Source organism: Streptomyces sp. CNQ329 (assembly GCF_000482585.1).
The window spans coordinates 51,380-70,475 of sequence record NZ_AXVU01000024.1 but is presented as its reverse complement, the minus strand read 5'-3'; the positions used below and the strand labels follow the sequence as shown (position 1 = coordinate 70,475).

The 19,096-nt window shown below is 73.0% G+C and carries 15 protein-coding genes; 11 read left to right on the top strand and 4 right to left on the bottom strand.

The annotated features are described in order from the left end of the window. Position 1 precedes the first annotated feature (1 nt). The 5 genes from I003_RS0117830 to I003_RS0117810 all read left to right on the top strand — a co-directional run bounded on the left by I003_RS0117830 (position 2) and on the right by I003_RS0117810 (position 5,049). Complete coding sequence (locus I003_RS0117830) at positions 2–214, top strand: DUF2997 domain-containing protein (protein ID WP_027772747.1); 213 nt, start codon at positions 2–4, stop codon at positions 212–214. Continuing rightward, positions 211–780, top strand: a complete 570-nt coding sequence (locus I003_RS32570; protein WP_051368312.1) for a 4Fe-4S single cluster domain-containing protein — start codon at positions 211–213, stop codon at positions 778–780. The genes I003_RS0117830 and I003_RS32570 overlap by 4 nt, the downstream gene beginning before the upstream one ends. Before the next feature lie 6 nt (positions 781–786). Beyond that, entirely contained in the window at positions 787–2,985 is a 2,199-nt protein-coding gene (locus I003_RS0117820; RefSeq protein ID WP_027772746.1) for a hypothetical protein, read from the top strand. 93 nt (positions 2,986–3,078) lie between these two features. Next, positions 3,079–4,629, top strand: a complete 1,551-nt coding sequence (locus I003_RS0117815) for an AAA family ATPase (RefSeq protein WP_027772745.1) — start codon at positions 3,079–3,081, stop codon at positions 4,627–4,629. Between the two features lie 12 nt (positions 4,630–4,641). Next, positions 4,642–5,049 carry a DUF1257 domain-containing protein gene (locus tag I003_RS0117810; protein ID WP_027772744.1) on the top strand — a complete coding sequence of 136 codons (408 nt, stop codon included), beginning with the start codon at positions 4,642–4,644 and terminating at the stop codon, positions 5,047–5,049. 106 nt (positions 5,050–5,155) lie between these two features. On the opposite strand, the gene I003_RS32565 is transcribed toward I003_RS0117810, so the two are convergent. Beyond that, the gene (locus I003_RS32565) at positions 5,156–9,130 is read right to left on the bottom strand and encodes a glycoside hydrolase domain-containing protein (RefSeq protein WP_027772743.1); all 3,975 of its coding nucleotides are present in this window, start codon (positions 9,128–9,130) and stop codon (positions 5,156–5,158) included. 583 nt (positions 9,131–9,713) lie between these two features. Here I003_RS32565 and I003_RS0117800 point away from each other — a divergent pair. From I003_RS0117800 to I003_RS0117790, 3 genes are all read left to right on the top strand, one after another. Beyond that, complete coding sequence (locus tag I003_RS0117800; RefSeq protein ID WP_051368311.1) at positions 9,714–10,709, top strand: LacI family DNA-binding transcriptional regulator; 996 nt, start codon at positions 9,714–9,716, stop codon at positions 10,707–10,709. Positions 10,710–10,779: 70 nt separating this feature from the next. Then, positions 10,780–11,700, top strand: a complete 921-nt coding sequence (locus tag I003_RS0117795; protein WP_027772741.1) for an ornithine cyclodeaminase family protein — start codon at positions 10,780–10,782, stop codon at positions 11,698–11,700. 155 nt (positions 11,701–11,855) lie between these two features. Next, on the top strand, positions 11,856–12,257 hold the full coding sequence (locus I003_RS0117790; protein WP_027772740.1) for an SseB family protein: 402 nt from the start codon (positions 11,856–11,858) through the stop codon (positions 12,255–12,257). A gap of 84 nt (positions 12,258–12,341) precedes the next feature. Here I003_RS0117790 and I003_RS0117785 read toward each other — a convergent pair whose 3' ends face one another. Together I003_RS0117785 and I003_RS0117780 are read right to left on the bottom strand one after the other, a co-directional pair. Further along, positions 12,342–12,995, bottom strand: a complete 654-nt coding sequence (locus I003_RS0117785; protein WP_027772739.1) for an endonuclease — start codon at positions 12,993–12,995, stop codon at positions 12,342–12,344. Positions 12,996–13,083: 88 nt separating this feature from the next. Next, entirely contained in the window at positions 13,084–14,955 is a 1,872-nt protein-coding gene (locus I003_RS0117780; protein ID WP_051368310.1) for a transketolase, read from the bottom strand. A gap of 530 nt (positions 14,956–15,485) precedes the next feature. Between I003_RS0117780 and I003_RS0117775 the strand changes: the two genes are divergently transcribed. Further along, positions 15,486–16,301, top strand: coding sequence for a SigB/SigF/SigG family RNA polymerase sigma factor (locus I003_RS0117775; RefSeq protein WP_027772737.1), 816 nt, complete (start codon positions 15,486–15,488; stop codon positions 16,299–16,301). A 93-nt stretch (positions 16,302–16,394) separates the two neighbouring features. On the opposite strand, the gene I003_RS0117770 is transcribed toward I003_RS0117775, so the two are convergent. Then, entirely contained in the window at positions 16,395–17,279 is an 885-nt protein-coding gene (locus I003_RS0117770) for an SDR family NAD(P)-dependent oxidoreductase (RefSeq protein ID WP_027772736.1), read from the bottom strand. A gap of 71 nt (positions 17,280–17,350) precedes the next feature. Between I003_RS0117770 and I003_RS0117765 the strand changes: the two genes are divergently transcribed. Both I003_RS0117765 and I003_RS0117760 read left to right on the top strand, forming a co-directional pair. Then, positions 17,351–18,055 carry a TetR family transcriptional regulator gene (locus I003_RS0117765; RefSeq protein ID WP_199784315.1) on the top strand — a complete coding sequence of 235 codons (705 nt, stop codon included), beginning with the start codon at positions 17,351–17,353 and terminating at the stop codon, positions 18,053–18,055. Between the two features lie 88 nt (positions 18,056–18,143). Then, entirely contained in the window at positions 18,144–19,067 is a 924-nt protein-coding gene (locus tag I003_RS0117760; protein ID WP_027772734.1) for an NADP-dependent oxidoreductase, read from the top strand. Positions 19,068–19,096: the final 29 nt, after the last annotated feature.

Here is a 19,096-nt window from a genome sequence, read left to right as displayed (position 1 = left end):
CGTGGAGTTCGAGGAGATCGAGGTGACGATCGGGCCGGACGGCGCGACCCGGATCGAGGTGCGCGGTGTGGCCGGCCGCGGCTGCCTCGACCTGACGGCCGCCCTGGAAGAGGCGCTCGGCGGCGAGATCGTCAGCCGCGAACTCACCGCGGACGCCTACGCGGTGGTGGACGAACAGGTGCCGGAACACCTCCGGCGCGGATTGCGGCCGTGACCGTGCCCGCACGGCTGCGGCTGCACGGGTTCGAACCCTTCAGCAGCGCCAACGGACCGGGCACCAGGGCCGTCGTCTGGGTGCAGGGCTGCACCCTCGGCTGCCCCGGGTGCTTCAACCCGGAGACCCACGCCCGGGCGGGCGAGGAGGTCGAGGTGGCCGAGGTGTACCGCCGCGTGGCAGGGCTCGCGGACCGCGTGGAGGGGGTGACCATCACCGGCGGCGAGCCGTTGCAGCAGCGCGGAGCCGTACTGGACCTGCTGCGGCGGATACGGGCCGGCACGGACCTGTCGGCGATTCTGTTCACCGGCTACGACTGGCCCGACGTGCAGCGGATGCGCGAGTTCGACGAGCTGCGCCGCTGCGTCGACGTGCTGCTGGCCGGCCGGTACCGGCGGGACCTGCGGGTCGCGAGCGGACTGCGGGGCTCGGCCGACAAGGCCGTCCGGTTGTTCTCGGACCGCTACACCCGCGCCGATCTCGACGCCGTGCCCGAGGCCGAGGTCATCGTGCACCCCGACGGCCACGTGACCCTCACCGGCATCGACCCGCCCACGCGGTGGTGAGGCGCGATGCGCGAGGACAAGGTCGACAGGCTCGCCCGCGTGCTCAGATCCCGCGGGTCGGCGCTCGTCCCGCCGCGGCGTGCGGCGAGAGCGCTGGCCCGGGCGGGAACGCCGGACGCCGTCCGCGCCCTGGCCGAGGAACTCGCCAGGTGGCGCGGCGACCCCGACGCGCAGGTGATCGCGAGGCAGGCGCTGGAGCGGCTGACCGACCAGGGCGCGATCGACGCGGTGTGTCAGGTGTCGAGCTATCTGACCAGTGAGGAACTCGACCGGCTGATCGAGCGGAAGGGCTGGGTCGCCTCGCACCCGGCGCATGTGCGGGTCCGCACCGCCTTGCTGGCCGGCCGCCCGGACCTGCTGGGCGGCGATGAGCCGACCGTGCGGTCGATGGTCGACTTCGCCGACGGCAGCGGTGCGGAGGACCTGCGCGCCCGTGCCGCCACCGCGCTGGCCGGGCTGACCACCGAGGAGGCCCGCGAGCACGTGTGTGCGGCGGCCGTCGACGGCGGGAGCGCGGCGGCACTCGACGCAGCGGTCGCCGGCGGGTTCGCGCCGAAGGACCCCGGCCGCCGCGCCGTGTTCCTGTTTCTCACCGAACAGATGGACGCCTACGGGCGGCTGGACTTCGACGGGCGCCTGCTGCGCACCGCGCACGAGGCCGCGGGGCCGAACCTGCGCGCCCGGCTGGCCGCGGTTGCGCGCAGGAGCGGCCGGCTGGACTGGGTGCGCTCGACGACGCTCGACCGCTCCGACGAGCGGCTCGCGGCGCTGTCCGACGACGAGTGGGACACCGCACGGTCCACCCTCGTCCACGCCGGGCGGTGGGCGGACCTGTGGCGGCTGGCCCTCGCCGCGCCCCCGCTCTGGGCGGTACGGCTGCTGCGGGACCTCGGCCCGTCCGGCTGGCGCCCGCAGCCGGCCGCGGAGCGGGCCGACTGCGACGCGCTCGTGGGGCTCGCCGAACGCTGCGACCTGCATCCGGTGGACCGCCTGCTGCTCGATCCCGGAGGGGCCCGTGCCGTACGCGCCCTCGCCGCGTCCGAGGACGGCGAGGTGCTCGCCGCCGGCGACGACAGCGGCGTGATCACGGTGTGGGCGCTGCCCGAGGTGCGGCGGCTCCACCGGATCGACGCGAGCCCCGGCACCGTCACATCGATCATCGTCGACAACGGCGCGCTGGTCGCGGCGGGTTCGGCCGCGATGACGTCCTGGCGGCTGCGGGACGGCGCGGAGCTGAAGCGGGCGCATGAAACGCGGGCCAACCTCGTGCTGTCGCCGGACGGCGCCACGCTGTTCTCCATGAGCTACGACGGCAAGCCGAACGTGTGGGCGTGGCCCGCACTGCGCAAGGTCCGTACCGCCGAGGACCTCCACGGGTCCATGGGCGTCGTCGTGGCCACCCCGGGCCGAGAGCTCGCGGCGGGCCTGGACCGGTGGGGCATCAGGGTGTGGGAACTGCCGTCCGGCCGGCTCTCGGAGCGGATCCCCGGCAACGGCCCGCTGGCGCTGGCACCGGACGGCGGACTGCTGGCCGGCACCCCGGGGCGGCAGCCGCCGCCCCCGGCACAGCACGGCGCCATCGCGCTGTGGCGCCTGCCGTCCGGCGAGGCCGCGGGCACCCTCACCGGACACGCCGGAAACGTCACGGGCCTGACGATCACCCCGGACGGCAGTCTGCTGGCCAGTGCGGGCCGCGAGGGAACGGTGCGCCTGTGGCGGTTGCCGTCCGGCGATCCGGCGGGAGTGCTCGACGTCCACGAACGCCCGGTCTCCTGGGATCTGGGGAACAGGGACGAGATCTGCCGCCTCACGGTCACCCCGGACGGCCGCTTCCTGATCGCCGGCAGCCGCAACGGGCGGCTGCGGACCTGGCGGCTGCCCTCCGGAGAGCCCGCCGACGCGCCGGCGGGACTCGGGGCCGAGGTCACCTCGCTGACGGTGACGCCCGGCGGATACGCCGTCGCGGCGAGCGGCGCCGGTGCGGTCCGGCTGTGGCAGCCGGCGATCCTGTCATCGGCGCGTACCCCGGCGGGCCGGCTCGGGCCCGCCGAGGTCGAGCAGGTGCGGGCGTCCGCGGGCGCAGCGGGGCAGCCGTGGGCGGATCTGATGGCACGGACGGCCTCGCGCCGGCACCGGCACGACGTGGAGATCGGCGACGCTCCGACGGCGGCGGGCGTGACCGACATCGAACTGGGCGACGGTTGAGTGAGGGCCTGACCGGCGGCACCGCGATCGACCGGTGACCGTGCGGTCGGCTACGGTCATCGGGCTGGTCAGCGACGGCTGGGGGATATTGCGGTGGGATTCCGGACCGACCTCGACTTGTACCTGCGCGCGCGCTACACCCTGATCGTGGCGGTCACGGTGGAGGAGGAACGGGCGTTGGAGGCGGTTCGTGCCGTGTGCGAACGCGGACACCGCCGCTGCCTGGCGTGGGATCTCGCCGAGGGGTTCGAGGCCCTGCACGGCCACGGCGGCGCCCCGCCCACCGCGCGTGACCCGATATCCGTGATCGAGCAGGTGGAGAAGGCGGAGGACGGCGCCGTCTTCGTCCTCAAGGACTTCCATGACTGCTGGAGCAACCCGCAGGTGAAACGCAAGCTGCGCAGCGCGGTGCAGCGGCTGAAGTTCACCCGCAAGTCGGTCATCGTCCTCTCGCCGAACCGCACGGTCCCCGAGGAACTGCGGGACGAGGCCGTCGTGGTGGAACTGCCGCTGCCGGATCGCGAGCAGCTCGACGAGGTGCTGGGCGGGCTGGCGGCGACACCGGGCGTGAAGGTCGACCTCACCCCGGCCGGCCGGGAGAAGCTCGGGCAGGCGGCGCTCGGGATGACGGCCGCGCAGGCACGCCGCGCCTACGCCAAGGCCATCGTCCGGGACAACGCCCTGGACGACCGGCACATCGAGGCCGTGGTGCAGGAGAAGAAGGACGTCATCAGGGAGAGCGAGGCGCTGGAGTTCCATCCGGTGCACGAAACCCCCGACGACGTGGGCGGGCTGGACGTGCTCAAGCAGTGGCTGCGGCTGCGGGAGCGGGCGTTCACCCAGGAGGCCCGCGACTACGGGCTGCCCGCGCCGAAGGGCATCGCGCTGATCGGGATTCCGGGCACCGGCAAGAGCCTGACGGCCAAGATGATCGGCGGGCTGTGGCGGCTTCCCCTGCTGCGGCTGGACGTCGGTGCCCTCTTCGGTTCGCTGATCGGAGAGGCCGAGGAACGCACCCGGCGGGCGCTGCGGCTCGCGGAGACGGTCGCCCCGTGCGTGGTGTGGATCGACGAGATGGAAAAGGCCCTCGCGCACGGCGGTCACGACGCCGGCACCAGCACCAGGGTGTTCGGCACCCTCCTGACGTGGATGCAGGAGAAGACCGCGCCGTGTTTCGTCGTCGGCACCGCGAACGACGTCGCCAGCCTGCCCCCCGAGGTCCTGCGCAAGGGCCGGTTCGACGAGATCTTCTTCCTCGACCTGCCGACCGCCGACGAGCGCGCGGAGATCGTCGAGGTGCACCTGCGCAAGCGCCGCAGGCTGCCGGCGGATTTCGACGTCGCGGCCCTGGCCCGCAGGTCGGAGGGGTACGTGGGATCGGAGATCGAGCAGGCCGTCGTGGACGCCATGTACGTGGGATTCAACGACGGGCGCGAGTTCACCACCGACGACATCCTCACCGCGCTCGCCCGGCAGGTGCCGCTGTCGGTGTCGCAGCGCGAGACGATCGGCGCGCTGCGCACCTGGCTGCGGGAGGGCCGGGCGCAGTCGGCGTCGTTCACCGAGACGACGGAAGCCGAAAGCCAGTTCGTCGTACCCCTCGATCCGCTCGAACCTTACGAACCCGGTGAACACGGGAAGTGACGGAGTCGCCGTATGTCCCATTTCACCTCGCTCACCACGGCCCTGACCGACACCGAGGCGCTCTGCGCGGCACTCGCGGACGTCGGGTACCGCGACGTCGAGGTGCACGACGTCGCGCAGCCCCTCCACGGCTATCGCGGCGACCGGCGGGAGGACACCGCACATGTGATCGTCCGGCGCACCCACGTCGGCCCTCTGTCGAACGACATCGGGTTCTTCCACCGGGAGGACGGCCGCTTCACCGCCGTGATCAGCGACTTCGACCGCCGCACCCACGACGCGGCCTGGATGGACAGACTCACCGCCCGGCACGCTTACCACGTCACCGCGGCCCGGCTCACCGATGAGGGCTTCCACGTCGCCGAGGAGACCACGGAGCGGGACGGCACCGTGCGCATGGTCCTGCGCCGGGTGCGGTGAGCGGTGTGCGTGGGCCCGCGGGGCGGGTGCACCACGGACCGTGGAGGGGTGTGACGCGGGCACCGGCCCGCGCCCGGCTCGGTGGGCGCGGGCCGGTCGGCCACCGTTAGGACCGTTCCCGGACGGCGACGGCGTCGTAGACCATCCAGGAGCCGCCCGTGCTGGTGAGGGTGAGGGTGTTCCGGCCGGCGCGGACGTCGTCGGCGGGGAGGGGGACGTCGAGGACGCTCGGGCGGATGGCCGCGTCGGTGTCGTCGCCCCAGTGGTAGCCCTGGCCGCCGCCCTTGGGGAGGGTGACGGTGGTCGCCGGGCCGTCGTTGAGGGAGACGTCCACGGTCGGCGGTCCGGATTCGTGGGTGTCGATCAGCCAGGCGGTGAGGGCCAGGCCGGTGGAAGACGGCTGGTCGAGGTCGAAGCGGAGGGTGAAGGTGTGCGGCTTGGTGCCGGCCCAGCCGTCGCTGGGGCCGGGGTGGATGTAGCTCCACCCGGTGGCGGGGTCGCCGTCCCCGATGGTGAAGTCGACGTCGTCGGGGAAGGCCGTGGGGTAGTCGCCGAAGCGGTCCGGCGACAGCGCGTACTCCCCTGTGGCCAGGTCGGCGGTGCCGATCATGGCCACCTTCCGGCTCACGGTCGCGGACAGTTCGCGGTCGGTGCTCCCGTCGTCCCACCGGGCGGCGAGCGTCAGGGCCTGCTCACCGGACGCCTCCGCCGGCGGGGTGAGGGTGAAGGCGGCGCCGACCGTGGCACCGGCGGGCACGTCGATTGACCGGGTCGCCGGCTCGGCGGTCCAGCCCTCCGGCACCTTGAGGCTGACGTCGCAGGCGTATTCCCGTTCCACGTCGTTGCTCTTCACGTCCACCCGGACGGTCGACGGCGTGTCCTGAAGCAGGATCAGCCGCTCCGGGACCGTCTCGACGGCCAGTGCGGGCGCGATGAGGAGGTAGACGATGGCGTCGGGCAGTTCGGTGCCGTCGGCGGCCTGCCCCGTGAACACGATGCGGTGCAGTCCGGCGGGGGCGTCGGCGTCGACGCGGACGGTGAGGTCCTGGTCCGCCGTGTCGCCGGCGGGTGCGGTGAGGCTTCCGGTGGCGGGCCGGACCTCGATGCCGGCGGGGGCGTGGGCGCGCCAGGAGGCGGCGACGGGCCGGCCGGTGAGGTTGCGTGCGGCGAGGGTGAGGGGGCCGCTCTCACCGGAGTCGAGGCGTACGGTGTCGCGGTCGGTGTGGAGCACCGCGGGTGCCTCCGGCGACTTCGACGGCGGCAGCTCGGCCACGCCCCAGTCCTTGTTGGGCTCCGGGCCCATCCACAGTTCCAGGGTGCCGCCTGCGGCGAGCCGGTCGTGGTGGAACCAGGCGTTGTCCTGCCGGCTCCCGTTGAGCGTGGCCCGCTGGATGTACATGTGCTCGGCCGAGTTGTCGTGGGTGACGATCCGGAACCGCCGCCCCGAGTAGTAGTCCGGGTGGAGCTGGATCGTGATCGCGTCGAACACCGGCGAGGTGATGTCGTACACCGGACGGGTCAGACTCGCTCCCGTCACCTCGAAGAGCCCCATGGCCATCAGCGCGCTCATCGACCCCATCTGGCCCTGGTCCTCGTCGAAGTGGCCGTAGCCGTCCGTGGTCGAGGTCGCGCCGTAGGTCTTCTCCTTCACCTGGCGCACCCAGTACTGGGTCAGCCACGGGTGTCCGACGTAGTTGAACAGGTGCGCCACCTGCAGGCCGGGCTGGTTGCCGTAGCTGACGTGGCCCTTCCCGTACTCGGCGATGAAGTTCGCGTCCGCGGACTGCTCGAAGGCGTGGTTGAGCTTGTCGGCGTACGCCTTCCGGCCGCCCAGCCGGTTGGCCAGGGCGATGACGTCGTGGGAGGTGAACCAGGACGCCTGCCAGGCGTTCGCCTCGACGAAGTCCTCGTGCGACAGCGGGTCGAAGGGCTCCTGCCAGTGGCCGTTCATGGCGCGGGGCCGGATGAAGCCGGTGGACCGGTCGAACAGGTTGCGCCAGTTCCCGGAGCGCTCGATCAGGAACGCACCCGTGTCGGTGTCGTCCCACACCTCGATCTCGTCGAGCCCCACGTTCTCGCCCGTCCCGCCGGTGGCCTCGAACGTCACCCAGCTCACCCGCCTGGGCCGGAAGGCCACCGCTTTGGTCCGGCCTCCGGCCGGAATGCCGCGCACCTCCACCGACGACCCGTCACTGAAGAGCAGGACACCGGAGTTCACCCGCGATTTCCCCTCGGTGCGGTCACTGAGCACCACCTTGTGCACGCGCCTCGGCTCCGCCCAGCTCAGCTTGATCCACGGCTTCTGCTCCCGTGAGGCCCACCCCACGTTCACCGGCTCGGTGACGCTCGAACGCGGCGGCCGGCCGTCCACCGCTCGCACACCGGCCAGGTTCGCGTCGTTCACCTGCGAGGACACCGACACCTCGGCGAACTGCGCGACATTGAGACCCGACTTGCCCAGCCGTCGCGCGAGCTGGCCCAGCGTCCAGTCCTGGAACGCGTACTCCAGGGTCTGTCCGGCGCCGCCCTCCAGCGGTCCCCCGCACACCTCGTTCGGGACGTATCCGAGATCGAAGTAGTGACGGGCACCGCCGCAGCTTCCCCAGCTCCCGTACTCGAACGAGCCGGCCTCGAAGAGCCCGCCGAGCGAGTGGGCGTCGAGCATGGCCTCGTACGCGAGATCGATGTCGAAGTCCCGGATGCCCTTGTTCCAGGCGCCGGTGATGAACGACGTCACCGGCGATCCGGTCATCACCCAGGAGTAGTCGCCGGCCACGGGGCCCCGCGGCAGCAGCCCGCCGTCCTCGTACATCCGTAGCTGCGACTGCACGAGGGCGGAGTAGATCTCCGGATAGGCCAGCCCGAGCACGGTGTTGAGATTCCACTGCGTCAGCCACAGCGCGTCGTAGTTGTACATCGCGAACCGCGGCCGGCCCTTGGCGTCCGTGGGGATCTTCTTGATGATGCGGTGCTGCCAGGTGTTGTCGAGGTACGTGCCGTCGGCGTCGCTGATCACGCTGCGTCCGCACAGGACGTGGAACATGTCGGTGTAGAACTTCACCCGCTGCTGTTCGGTGCCGCCCTCGACGTCGATCCGGCCCAGCATCCGGTTCCAGTGTTCCTGCGACGCGGCTTTGACCGCGTCGAAGTCCCAGCCCGGCAGCTCCGCCTCCAGGTTCTTGCGCGCCCCGGCCACCCCGGTGAAGGACAGCGCGACCTTCATCTGCAGCCGGTCACCCGCCTCAAGACCGTCGTAGCGGACGTAGAAGCCCGCGTCGTCGCCGTCGACCTCGTCGACCGCGGCCCCGCCGTCGACCAGCTCACCGTCCGCCCACCCGTGCAGGGAGTCGAAGTCCCTGTCGAACCGGATGCTGAAGAACAGCCGGTTGTTGTGTGCGGGGTATCCGCTGCCGTGCTGGAGGACATGGCCCTCCACCTCGCGGTTGCTTCGCCTGGTGATCCGGGCGCTCTCCATGACCGCCTCGCCCAGCATCCCGCCGAGGTTGACGATGATCTCGCCGGGGCCGGCGTCGTCGTACGTGTAGCGGTGCATCCCGACCCTGTCGGTGCAGGTCAGCTCGGCGGTGATGCCGTACCGGTCCAGATGCAGCCGGTGGTAGCCGGGTTGTGCCACCTCACCGGCCTCGTGGTCCACGTGCGACTGCCAGCCGGTGTCGCCGTCGAGCTTCGGCACCTCCTCGCCCGACGTGGGCATCACCTGCACGCCGGCGATCTGCCAGCAGTGCAGATGGCTGAAGCCCTTGACCTCGTTCTCCTTGTGCAGATAGCCCGTCCCCCACGCCGCGTGGGTGCTGGTGTCCGGGCGCAGCTTCACCATGCCGAAGGGGTTGCTGGCCGACTGGAAGAAGAAGAACCGGCCCCGGTCGGCCTCCACCCACGGGTTGACCAGGCCGATGTAGTCGGGGGCGGAGCCGGCTGCGGGCGCGTTCCCCGGCACGGCCGCGGCGGCGCCCGCGGAGGACGCGCCTGCCGCGAGGGTGCTCACGGCCAGCAGCCCGCTGGTGGAGGCCAGGAAGCGGCGGCGGGAGGTGGCCTGGGGGGACGTATCGGACTGCGACATGTCTCTGCCTTGTCTTCGAGGTGACGTACGGACAGGAGAAGCGCGGGAACGCCGGGAGAAGCACGACCGTGGGAGGTGAGGCGGTGGGAGCGGCCCGCACGTGCGAGGGGCCGGGGGTGCGCCGTTCGGTCGGGTAAGGAAGCGGAAGTTATCGTTACCATGCTGCGGTGCGGTTGGACCGTAGAGGCCGGACCCACCGCCGTCAAGGGGGTGCGTTCCTCCGGATGGATGCCCACCCCTCTGAACTGGCCCTCAGCAGCCCGGGGTTGCCACACCGGCCGACACCTGAGCGCTCCGGCGGGGATACACGGCGCAGGGGTATCGCGTCCTCCGCGACGATATCGATACCATCACCCCGAAGTCCTGGCCTATGACGCCCTCGGCGTCGTGCCCGGCCGCGCCGGGGACGCTGCCCTCGCGCCGCGCCGGTACGTTCCGCGCTCCCGTGGTCGCTCTCCGGCCCGGGACGCCGGTTCGGTGCTAGCGTGCAACGACGCAGCTACCATCGGCGCGCGCCTCGACGTGACGCAGCGGGGGAGAGAAAACGGTGACCGAGGATTCTCCTTCTCGTCGGCCGCCGACCATGCGGGATGTCGCCGGCCACGCCTCGGTCAGCCCCATGACGGTCTCCCGCGTCCTGCACGGCGACCCCGGGGTGAGCCAGGCGACCCGGGAACGGGTCCTCGCCGCTGTCGACTCCCTCGGCTACCGCCGCAACGAGGTCGCCCGCAATCTCCGGCTGGGGCGGACCAGCGGACTGGTCGGCCTCGTCGTCACCAACCTCGCGAACCCCTTCTACTCGCAGTTCGCCCTGGGCGTCGAGTCGGGCGTGAGCCCGCACGGCCTGAAGGTCGTCCTCACGAACACCGACGAGGACGTCGAACGGGAGCGCCGGCTCGTGGAGGAGCTGACCGCCCGCCGGGTCGACGGCGTGATCGTCGTCCCGGCCGGCAACGACCACTCCCACCTCGCCCCCCAGCCGGGCTCGGTGCCCGTCGTCCTGGGTGCCCGCCCCCCGTCCGGCGTGCCGCTGGACTGCGTACTGGTGGACGACTTCGGCGGCGCCCGCGAGGCGACGGCCGGCCTGCTCGCGGCCGGCCACACCCGGCTCGGGTTCCTCGGCCTGCCGCTGTCCGTCTGGACCAGCTCGGAGCGGTTCCGCGGCTTCTGCGTCGCACTGGAGGAGGCGGGGGTCACGCTGGACGAGCGGTACGTGCGGCTGCGGCAGCGCACCATCCCGGCCGCCGAGGCCGCCGCCCGTGAGCTGCTGGAACTCCCCCGGCCCCCGACGGCGCTCTTCTGCGCCAACAGCCGCAACACTCTGGGCGCGTTCCGCGCCGCGAGCCGGCTCGGCCGCACCGTCAGTCTGGCGGGTTTCGACGACTTCGAACTGGCCGACGTGCTCGGGGTGCCGCTGATCGTGGCGTACGATCCGCGGGAGCTCGGCCGGCGGGCCGCGGAACTGCTCCTGCGCCGGCTCAACGAGTCGGACGCCGATGCCGGCACCCCCGCGCCGCTGCGTATCGTCGTACCCACGAAGGTCGTCCGCTACGGCGACCCCGGCTCCGGCCATGACTGACATCCCTGCCGAGCGCGGGGCCGCCGGGCCGCACACGGCGGAAGGCTTTCACCTACCATGCGGAGGTCCCGTGCAGACCGTCACCGTCGGTCCCCGTGAGATCCGCGAGGCCCTCACCATGCGCGAGGCCATCGACGCCGTGCGCGGCGGATTCGCCGAACTGGCCGCGGGCGCCTTCGAGATGCCTGCCCGCACCGTGCTGCGCGACGGCGGGTTCCTGGTGATGTCCGCCCATCACCGTGCCACCGCTTCCGCCATGATCAAGACGCTGAGCCTCAACTTCGACCGCACCCCCGCCATCGCCGGCACCGTGGTGTGGACCGAGACCGGCCGCGCCGACAGCCTGGTCGCCCACGCGGGGGAGGTCACCACGCTGCGCACCGGTGCCGCCGTCGGCGTCGCCACCGACCTCCTCGCCCCCGCGGACGCCGGCCGGCTGACCGTCATCGGCGCGGGTGGCCAGGCTCCCGACCAGGTCCGCGCCGTCCACACCGTACGGCCCCTGCGTGAGGTGACCGTGGTGGACACCGCCCCCGGCCGCGCGGCGGCCCTCGCCGAGACGCTGGCCGCGGAGCTGACCGGGGTGCGGATCCGCACCGCCGCCGACGCCGAAGCCGCCGTCGGCGACGCGGACATCGTCTGCTGCGCCACCCCCGCGACCAGCCCGCTCTTCCGCGAGCAGGCCCTGCCCGCCCGGGTCCACGTCAACGCCATCGGCGCCTTCCGCCCCACCATGCGCGAGCTGCCCGACGGACTCCTGTCCACCGGGACCGTGATCGTCGACGAGCTTCAGGCCGTGCTGGAGGAATCCGGTGAGATCCTCCACGCGCTGCGGGGCGGCGCCCTGACGGAAGGCGATCTCACCGAACTCGGCGTCGCCCTGGCCGCCCCGGAAGCCCCCCGGGGCGAGCGGACGGTCTTCAAGACCGTCGGCGTCGCCATGCAGGACTGGGCCATCGCCCGTCTGCTCGCCGACAAGTTCCTTCCCTGAGAACGGGCGTCGGACGGTCCCGTCCCCGGTCTCAGCGACCGGGGAATCCCTGGCAAACGGACAAAGCAGTCGGCTGTGTGCTCCCGTTTCGGGCCACCGGCCGGGGGAACCCGGGCGGTGACCGGCCTGCGGCACCGCACAGCGAAGGGAGACCCATGACGAACCACCCCGACGGCCAGCGCTCTGCAGTCCAGCAGGCGCTGCACACCGTCGCCGAGATCGGTCCGGACCAGGAAGCACTGCACACTCTCGCCGAGAGCCGGGTGCTGCTGCCCGACCCGGAACCGGCCGGGGAGCCGGCCGGGCCCGAGCCGGCGCAGGCGCTGAGCCTGCCGGTGGTGGAGCAGGGCGACGGCACCCGGCTGGTGCCCGTCTTCACCTCCGCCGACCGGCTGGAACAGGTCTTCCCGGAGATCCGGCGCTACAACGCGGTGGGGCTCGGCGACCTCGCCCGCGGCTGGCCCTCGGACGGCCCGTCGCTGGTCGTGGACGCGGGCACCCCGGAGGAGATGGCCCTGACGGCCGAGGGAGTGATCGAGCTGCTGGCCACGGCCTGAGCCCACGGTCAGCCCTGAGCGAGGAGGCCGGCGGCGCCCACGGTGGTGGGCGCCGCCGGCCGACTCCTGCCGGGCGGTCCGGGTTCAGGCGTGGGCGTGTTCCCTGACCTGCTCCGCCACGCCCTTGTCCAGCGCGCAGCGCACCAGCGCCGCCGTGAACGGCGCGAGTTGCGCTTCGCTCACCAGCCGGGCCAGCCGGGCCGGATCCTCGGGCAGGTCCACCCGGCCGGCGCCCTGCACGACCTTGGGGTCGATGGACGGGGCGGCCTCCGGCCAGATCCCCTGGACCTCGCGCAGGAAGATGGCCGCGCCCACGGGCCCCAGGCCGGGGATCCGCTGGAGCAGCTCCTTGAGCCTGCCGACGTCGCCGCCCGCCTCACGGCGCAGCTCGCGCAGGTCACCGCCGTACGTGTCCAGCAGCAGCCGGGCACCGTCGCCGAGCCGGGTGGCGGTGCTCTCGTCGTAGCGCCGGTAGCCGCCCTCGCCGAGGGCGTCGACCCGCTGCTGCCAGGTGGCGTCGGCCATCTTGCGGGCGTCGCGCATCCCGGCGTCGAACAGCGCGCGGGCGGCGGCCACCGCCACGCTCGCCCGGATCCGGGCGCTGAGCAGGAACGAGAGGACGAGCAACTGGTAGAGGGGCTGCGGGGTGTTCCGCAGCCGGATGCCCGCGTCCTCGGCGTACGTGCGCCCGTACTCGTCCAGGAGCGTGTGGACCGTTTGCTTCTCGATTGTCGTCACGGTTCCGTCCTCCACCGGTTCTGAGCCGTTCGTGGGTCGGATGTCCTCCGGGCGGGCCCTGCCGGGCCGGGCCGCGGCTGCCGCCGGGTCAGACGGGCCGGGCGCCGTCCGCCGCGACCAGATCGCGCGCCGCCGCCGCGATCGCCTCGGCGTCGATGCCCGCCGCGGCGAGTTGCTGGGTCTCCGTGGCGGAGCCGGGCATGGTGCGGACCGCCAGCCGGGCGAGCCGCGGGACGGGACGGCCGTCGGCGAACACCTCGGCCACCGCGTCGCCCAGACCGCCCTCCGGACGGTGGTCCTCGACCGTGAGCACCCGGCCGGTCAGCTCCGCGGCGGCACGCAGGGCGGCGACGTCCACGGGCTTGACGGAGTAGAGATCCAGGACACGTGCCCCGATGCCCTCCGCGGCGAGCAACTCGGCGGCGGCAAGCGCCTCGTGGACGGTGATTCCGGCCGCGGCGATCGTCACGCGGTCGCCGCGCACGGCGCGCAGCAGCTTGCTGCCGCCGATGGGGAACTCCTCCTCGGGTCCGTAGAGGACGGGCCGGGGGCCGCGCATGGTGCGCAGGTAGCGCAGGCCCGTCAGCGTGTCGTCCGCCATGGCGGTGACGAGCCGCGCGGCCTGGTTGGCGTCGCAGGGGTGCAGCACCGTGCTGCCGTGCACGGAGCGGAGCATCGCCAGATCCTCCAGCCCCATCTGCGACGGGCCGTCCTCGCCGATGGCGACACCGGCGTGCGAGCCGACCAGGCTGAAGTTCGCGCGGCTGATGGCGGCCATGCGCACGAAGTCGTGCGCGCGGGTCAGGAACGCGGCGAAGGTCGCGGCGAACGGCACCCAGCCGACTGCCTGCATGCCGACGGCCGCCGCGACGAGTTGCTGCTCGGCGATGTAGCACTCGAAGTACCGGTCCGGGTGCTCCTTGGCGAAGAACTCGGTCCGCGTGGAGTCGCCGACCTCGCCGTCCAGGGCGACGACGTCCGGCCGTGCCGTGCCGAGCGCCGCCAGCGCGTGCCCGTACGCGTCGCGCGTGGCCACCAGATCACCCACCGCGTACCGCGGCAGCGCCGGATGCGCCGCGACGGCGCGCGGGGGCGGGGCGGCGGGCGGCGGGGTCTGGAGCTCGACGCGCACGTCGGAGGTGCCGCCCAGCTCGGCGATCGCCGCCTCGGGGTCCGGCAGCGGCTTGCCGTGCATGCCCTCGCGGTTCGCGACCGAAGCGACCCCGCTGCCCTTCACGGTGCGGGCGAGCACGACCGTCGGCCGGTCGGTCACCGACTCGGCCTCGGTGTACGCGGCGTCCACGGCGGCCATGTCGTGGCCGTCGACCTCGACGATGTGCCAGCCGAACGCCTCCGCCCGGCGGGCGTACGCGTCCAGGTCCCAGCCGTGCCGGGTGGGACCGCGCTGGCCGAGCCGGTTGACGTCGACGATCAGGGTGAGGTTGCCCAGATGCTCGTAACCGGCGTGCTCGAACGCCTCCCAGACCGAGCCCTCGGCCAGCTCACTGTCGCCGCACAGCACCCACACCCGGTACGGCAGGTGCGAGAGCCGCTTGCCGGCCAGCGCCATGCCGACGCCGATGGGCGGCCCCTGCCCGAGCGCCCCCGTGGCCACGTCGACCCACGGCAGCATCGGCGTCGGATGCCCCTCCAGCCGGCTGCCCAGCTTCCTGAACGTCAGCAGTTCCTCGTCGTCGATGGCGCCAACCGCCTTGAACGCCGCGTACAGCAGCGGCGAGGCGTGCCCCTTGGACAGGACGAGCCGGTCCGCCCCGGGGTGGTCGGGCCGGTCGATGTCGTAGCGCAGATGCCTCGCGAGCAGCACGGCCATCAGGTCCGCCGCGGACATCGACGAGGTGGGGTGGCCGGATCCGGCAGCGGCGGCGGCCCGTATGGCGTCGACGCGCAACTGGCGCCCGAGCTCGGTGGAAAGGTCCAGGTCCACATCGGCGGATGTCATGTCGTGCTCCTTGTCCGAGCGGTGTGCTCTGCGGCTACGGGCACGGCGGCGCACCGGTCCGGTCACGCACGCGTCGTGTCCTGGTCGGTCATGCGGGCCGGGTACCACGCTTCAGCGGGCACTAACGACCGATTTGCGGTGATGCCGGCCGGGCCACCGGGGGCGGAGCGGGCCCGCCCGGCCGGTGCGGGCGGGCTCCGCTCACGGCCGCACGCGCGGGGAATCCGCAGGTCGACCGGGTTCGGAGGGCCCGTTCCGTGGGGCGGGGCGGCCAGCGCTCGTGCGAGGTGCCGCCCCGTCGTATTCTGGAACGGTCCGTGTCAGCACTGTTTGCATCGGACGGCGCCGGTCAGGCGGACCGACGTGCTTCGGACAGGAGGTACACCCCAGGAGTGCACGGCTTCCAGCCGTCGGCGCTCCGGCCTCCGTTCGGTCCGGGCACCGCCGTTTCGGCCGCGGCCCCCTCTCCCGCCGCCGTCATCCTCTCCCGTGAGAAACGAACGCGCACCACTCGCCCGAGGGAGGCCACCGTGCCGCATGTCCGGGCCAGGAGAAAACACCCGCACCACGACGCACCCGACACCTCCGCGCAGTTCCGCCGGCTCGCCGGAATGCCCGAGGGACCCGACAAGAAGGCCCTGCGGCAGGAGGTCGTACGCGCCTGGATGCCGATGGCCGAGCGGCTCGCCCGCCAGTTCAGAAACCGCGGGGAGACGCTGGAGGACCTGGAACAGGTCGCCCACCTCGGCCTGGTGAAGGCGGTCGGGCGGTACGACGCCGCGCGGGGCAACGCCTTCGAGAGCTACGCCGTGCCGACGATCGTCGGCGAGCTGAAGCGCCACTTCCGTGACGACATGTGGAGCGTCCACGTGCCCCGCCGGGTCCAGGAGCTGCGCAACCGCGTCCGCAGCGCCGCCCTGTCGCTGGCCGTCACGGCCGACGACCGGTTCCCGCCGACCGCGGACATCGCCGAGGCGGCCGGGCTGACCGAGAGCGAGGTGCGCACCGGCCTGGAGGCGTGGGAGAGCTACGCCACGCTCTCCCTCGACGCCGCCGTCACGGCTGCCGAGGACGGCTACTCGCTGGTCGACACCTTCGGCAGCATCGAGCCCGGCTTCGAGCAGGCGGTGGAGCGCGAGGCGGTACGGCCGCACCTGAGCCGGCTGCCGGAACGCGAACGCGAAATCCTCTATCTGCGCTTCTTCTGCGACATGACGCAGCGCCGCATCGCCGAGCACCTGGGCATCTCGCAGATGCACGTCTCCCGCCTGATCAGCAACTCGTGCGCGCGTGTCTGCGCGCGTGTGGAGGCCGACCAGGACGCCGCCGCACCGGCCGCCGCCTAGGCGGCCCCGGTCGCAGCGGCCGGACCCCGCCCGGGCCGGCCTGCGCGCGCGGGCGCCCGCGGGGCCGGCGTGTACGGACCGTGAACTGCCGGGTCACCGCGCCCCCGTCCCGTCGGCGGGAGACGGGAAGGCAACCGGGTAGTCCTCGCCGGAGTCGGCGGAGCGGCTCACGGCCTCCCACGCGGCGGCCTCGGCGAGCTGGCCGTGTGCATACTCCTGGGCCATGTGGACGGCGCCCGCACCGAGGATGAGGTGGGAGGGGAGATCGGGCCGTCTGACGAGGCGGACCAGGATCTCGCCGGCGCGGTCGGGGTCACCCGGGGAGAGGTGGGGGCCGAGCCGGCGCGCCATCTCGCCGACGGTCGCCTCGTACTCCGGCGGGACCTCGGGGATCCGCATCGAGGAGCCGGCCCAGTCGGTCGCGAAGCCACCGGGCTCCACCACCAGGCAGCGGATCCCGAACGGCGCCGTCTCGGCGGCCAGGACTCGGGTGAAGCCGTCGATGGCGAACTTCGCGGCCTGGTACGAGCCGACGCCGGGGTTGCCGCCGACGCGGCCTCCGATGGAGGAGAACTGCACGATCACACCGCCGCCCTGGGCGCGCAGGACCGGGATGGCCGCGGTGGAGACGTGGTAGACGCCCCAGAAGTTCGTCTCGAACTGCGTGCGGAAGTCGTCCTCGGGCGTCGTTTCGATGGCCGAGGTGTTGGCGTAGCCGGCGTTGTTGACGACAACGTCGATGCGGCCGAAGCGCTCCCCGGCCGTCCGGAACGCGGCCCGGACGGCCGCGGCGTCCGTGACGTCGAGGGGCACGGTCAGGACGCGGTCGCCGTACTTCTCGACGAGGTCGGCCAGGTGCCCGGGCCTGCGGGCCGTGGCGGCGACCCGGTCGCCCGCCTCCAGGGCGGCGACGCTCAGGGAGCGGCCGAAGCCGCGCGAGGAGCCGGTGATCAGCCAGGTGTAGGGGTGCGTCTCCATGGGCCCAGCAAAACACGGTTGCACTAATAATGAAACACCGTTGCGCTATCTGCCCCACGGGTATCGCAACCATGTTGCGTTACGCTGGGGCGGTGACCGGCACCGAGTTCCTGCGCGCCCGCAGCCCCGGGGCCAAGCGTGCCCGCGAGGACGCGATTCTCGCCGCGGCCACCCGGCTCGCCACCGAGCACGGGGTCCGGGAGGTGACCGTCACCGCGATCGCCGAGACCGTCGGCATGCACAAGTCGGCGATACTGCGCTACTTCGAGACCCGCGAGCAGATCTTCCTGCACCTGGCCGCCGACGCCTGGCACGCCTGGTCGCTCGAAGTCCGCAGCGGGCTGGCGGAGATACCGGCCGCTTCCGCGGACGACCCCCGGTGGGACCGCACGGCCCGGAGGATCGCCGAGCTGCTGGCCGGGTCCCTGGCCGACCGCCCGCTCTTCTGCGACCTGCTCGCCCACACCCCGCTGAACCTGGAACGCAACGTCTCCCACGACGCCGTACGGTCCTTCAAGAGGCAGGCCGTCGCCGAGGCCGACTCCATAGGCACCGCCCTCGGTACGGTCGCACCGCTCGGCGCCGACCAGGCGCGCAGCGTCGTGACCACCGCCACCGCCATGGCGGGGGCGCTCTGGCAGATGGCGGCCCCGGGCACACGGCTGCGGACCTTCTACGAGACCGACCCCGAGCTCTCGCACTCCGTCGTCGAGGTGCGGCCGAGGCTGACCGACCTCCTCACCGCACTGCTCGCCGGCTACGCCGGCCGCGGCTGACATCCGCCCGGTCCTCTTCCCTTCCCCAGAGCACCACCACGTCCAGAGCGGGCAGCCCGCCGGCCGCCCGGTAAGGAGCCGGAATCCCGTGCAAGCCCTCACTGTTCGCGACCGTGACGCCGGCCCTGAGGGGATGACCCTGACGGACCTGCCCCACCCGAACGCCGCCGAGAACGACGTCATCGTGCAGGTCCACGCGGCCGGCTTCACCCCGGGCGAGCTGACCTGGCCGACGACGTGGACCGACCGCGCCGGCCGGGACCGGACGCCGAGCGTGCCCGGGCACGAGCTGTCCGGCGTGGTCACCGAGCTCGGCTACGGCACCACCGGCCTCACCGTCGGCCAGCGGGTCTACGGACTGGCGGACTGGGCCCGGGACGGCTCCCTCGCGCAGTACACGGCCGTCGAGGCGCGCAACCTCGCGCCGCTGCCCGCCGGCGTCGACCACGTCACCGCGGCGGCCCTGCCGATCTCCGGACTCACCGCCTGGCAGGCGCTGTTCGACCACGGCCGGCTCGCCGCGGGGCAGACCGTGCTGATCCACGGCGCGGCAGGTGCCGTCGGGTCCCTCGCGGTGCAGCTCGCCCGCGACGCGGGCGCCCGGGTGGTCGGCACCGGCCGGGCCGGCTCGCGGGCGACCGCCCTGGAGCTGGGCGCCGACGCGTTCGTCGACCTGGAGTCGGAGCGGCTGGAGGACGCCGGACCCGTCGACGTGGTCTTCGACCTCATCGGCGGCGAGATCCTCGACCGCTCCGCCGCACTGGTCCGCCCCGGCGGCACGCTGGTGACCGTCGTCGAACCGGTGAGGGTGCGGCCCGACGACGGACGGGCGGTCTTCTTCGTCGTCGAAGCCGACCGGGCCCGTCTCGCCGACCTCGCCGAGCGGCTGCGGGACGGCCGGCTCAAGCCGCGGATCGGGGACGTACGGCCGCTCGCCGAGGCGGCTGCGGCGTTCACCCCCGGCCGGCGCGCCTCGGGGAAGACGGTCATCCGGGTCGCCGAGGACCGCTGACGCCCCGGGCCGCCGGAGCGGAGCGCGGG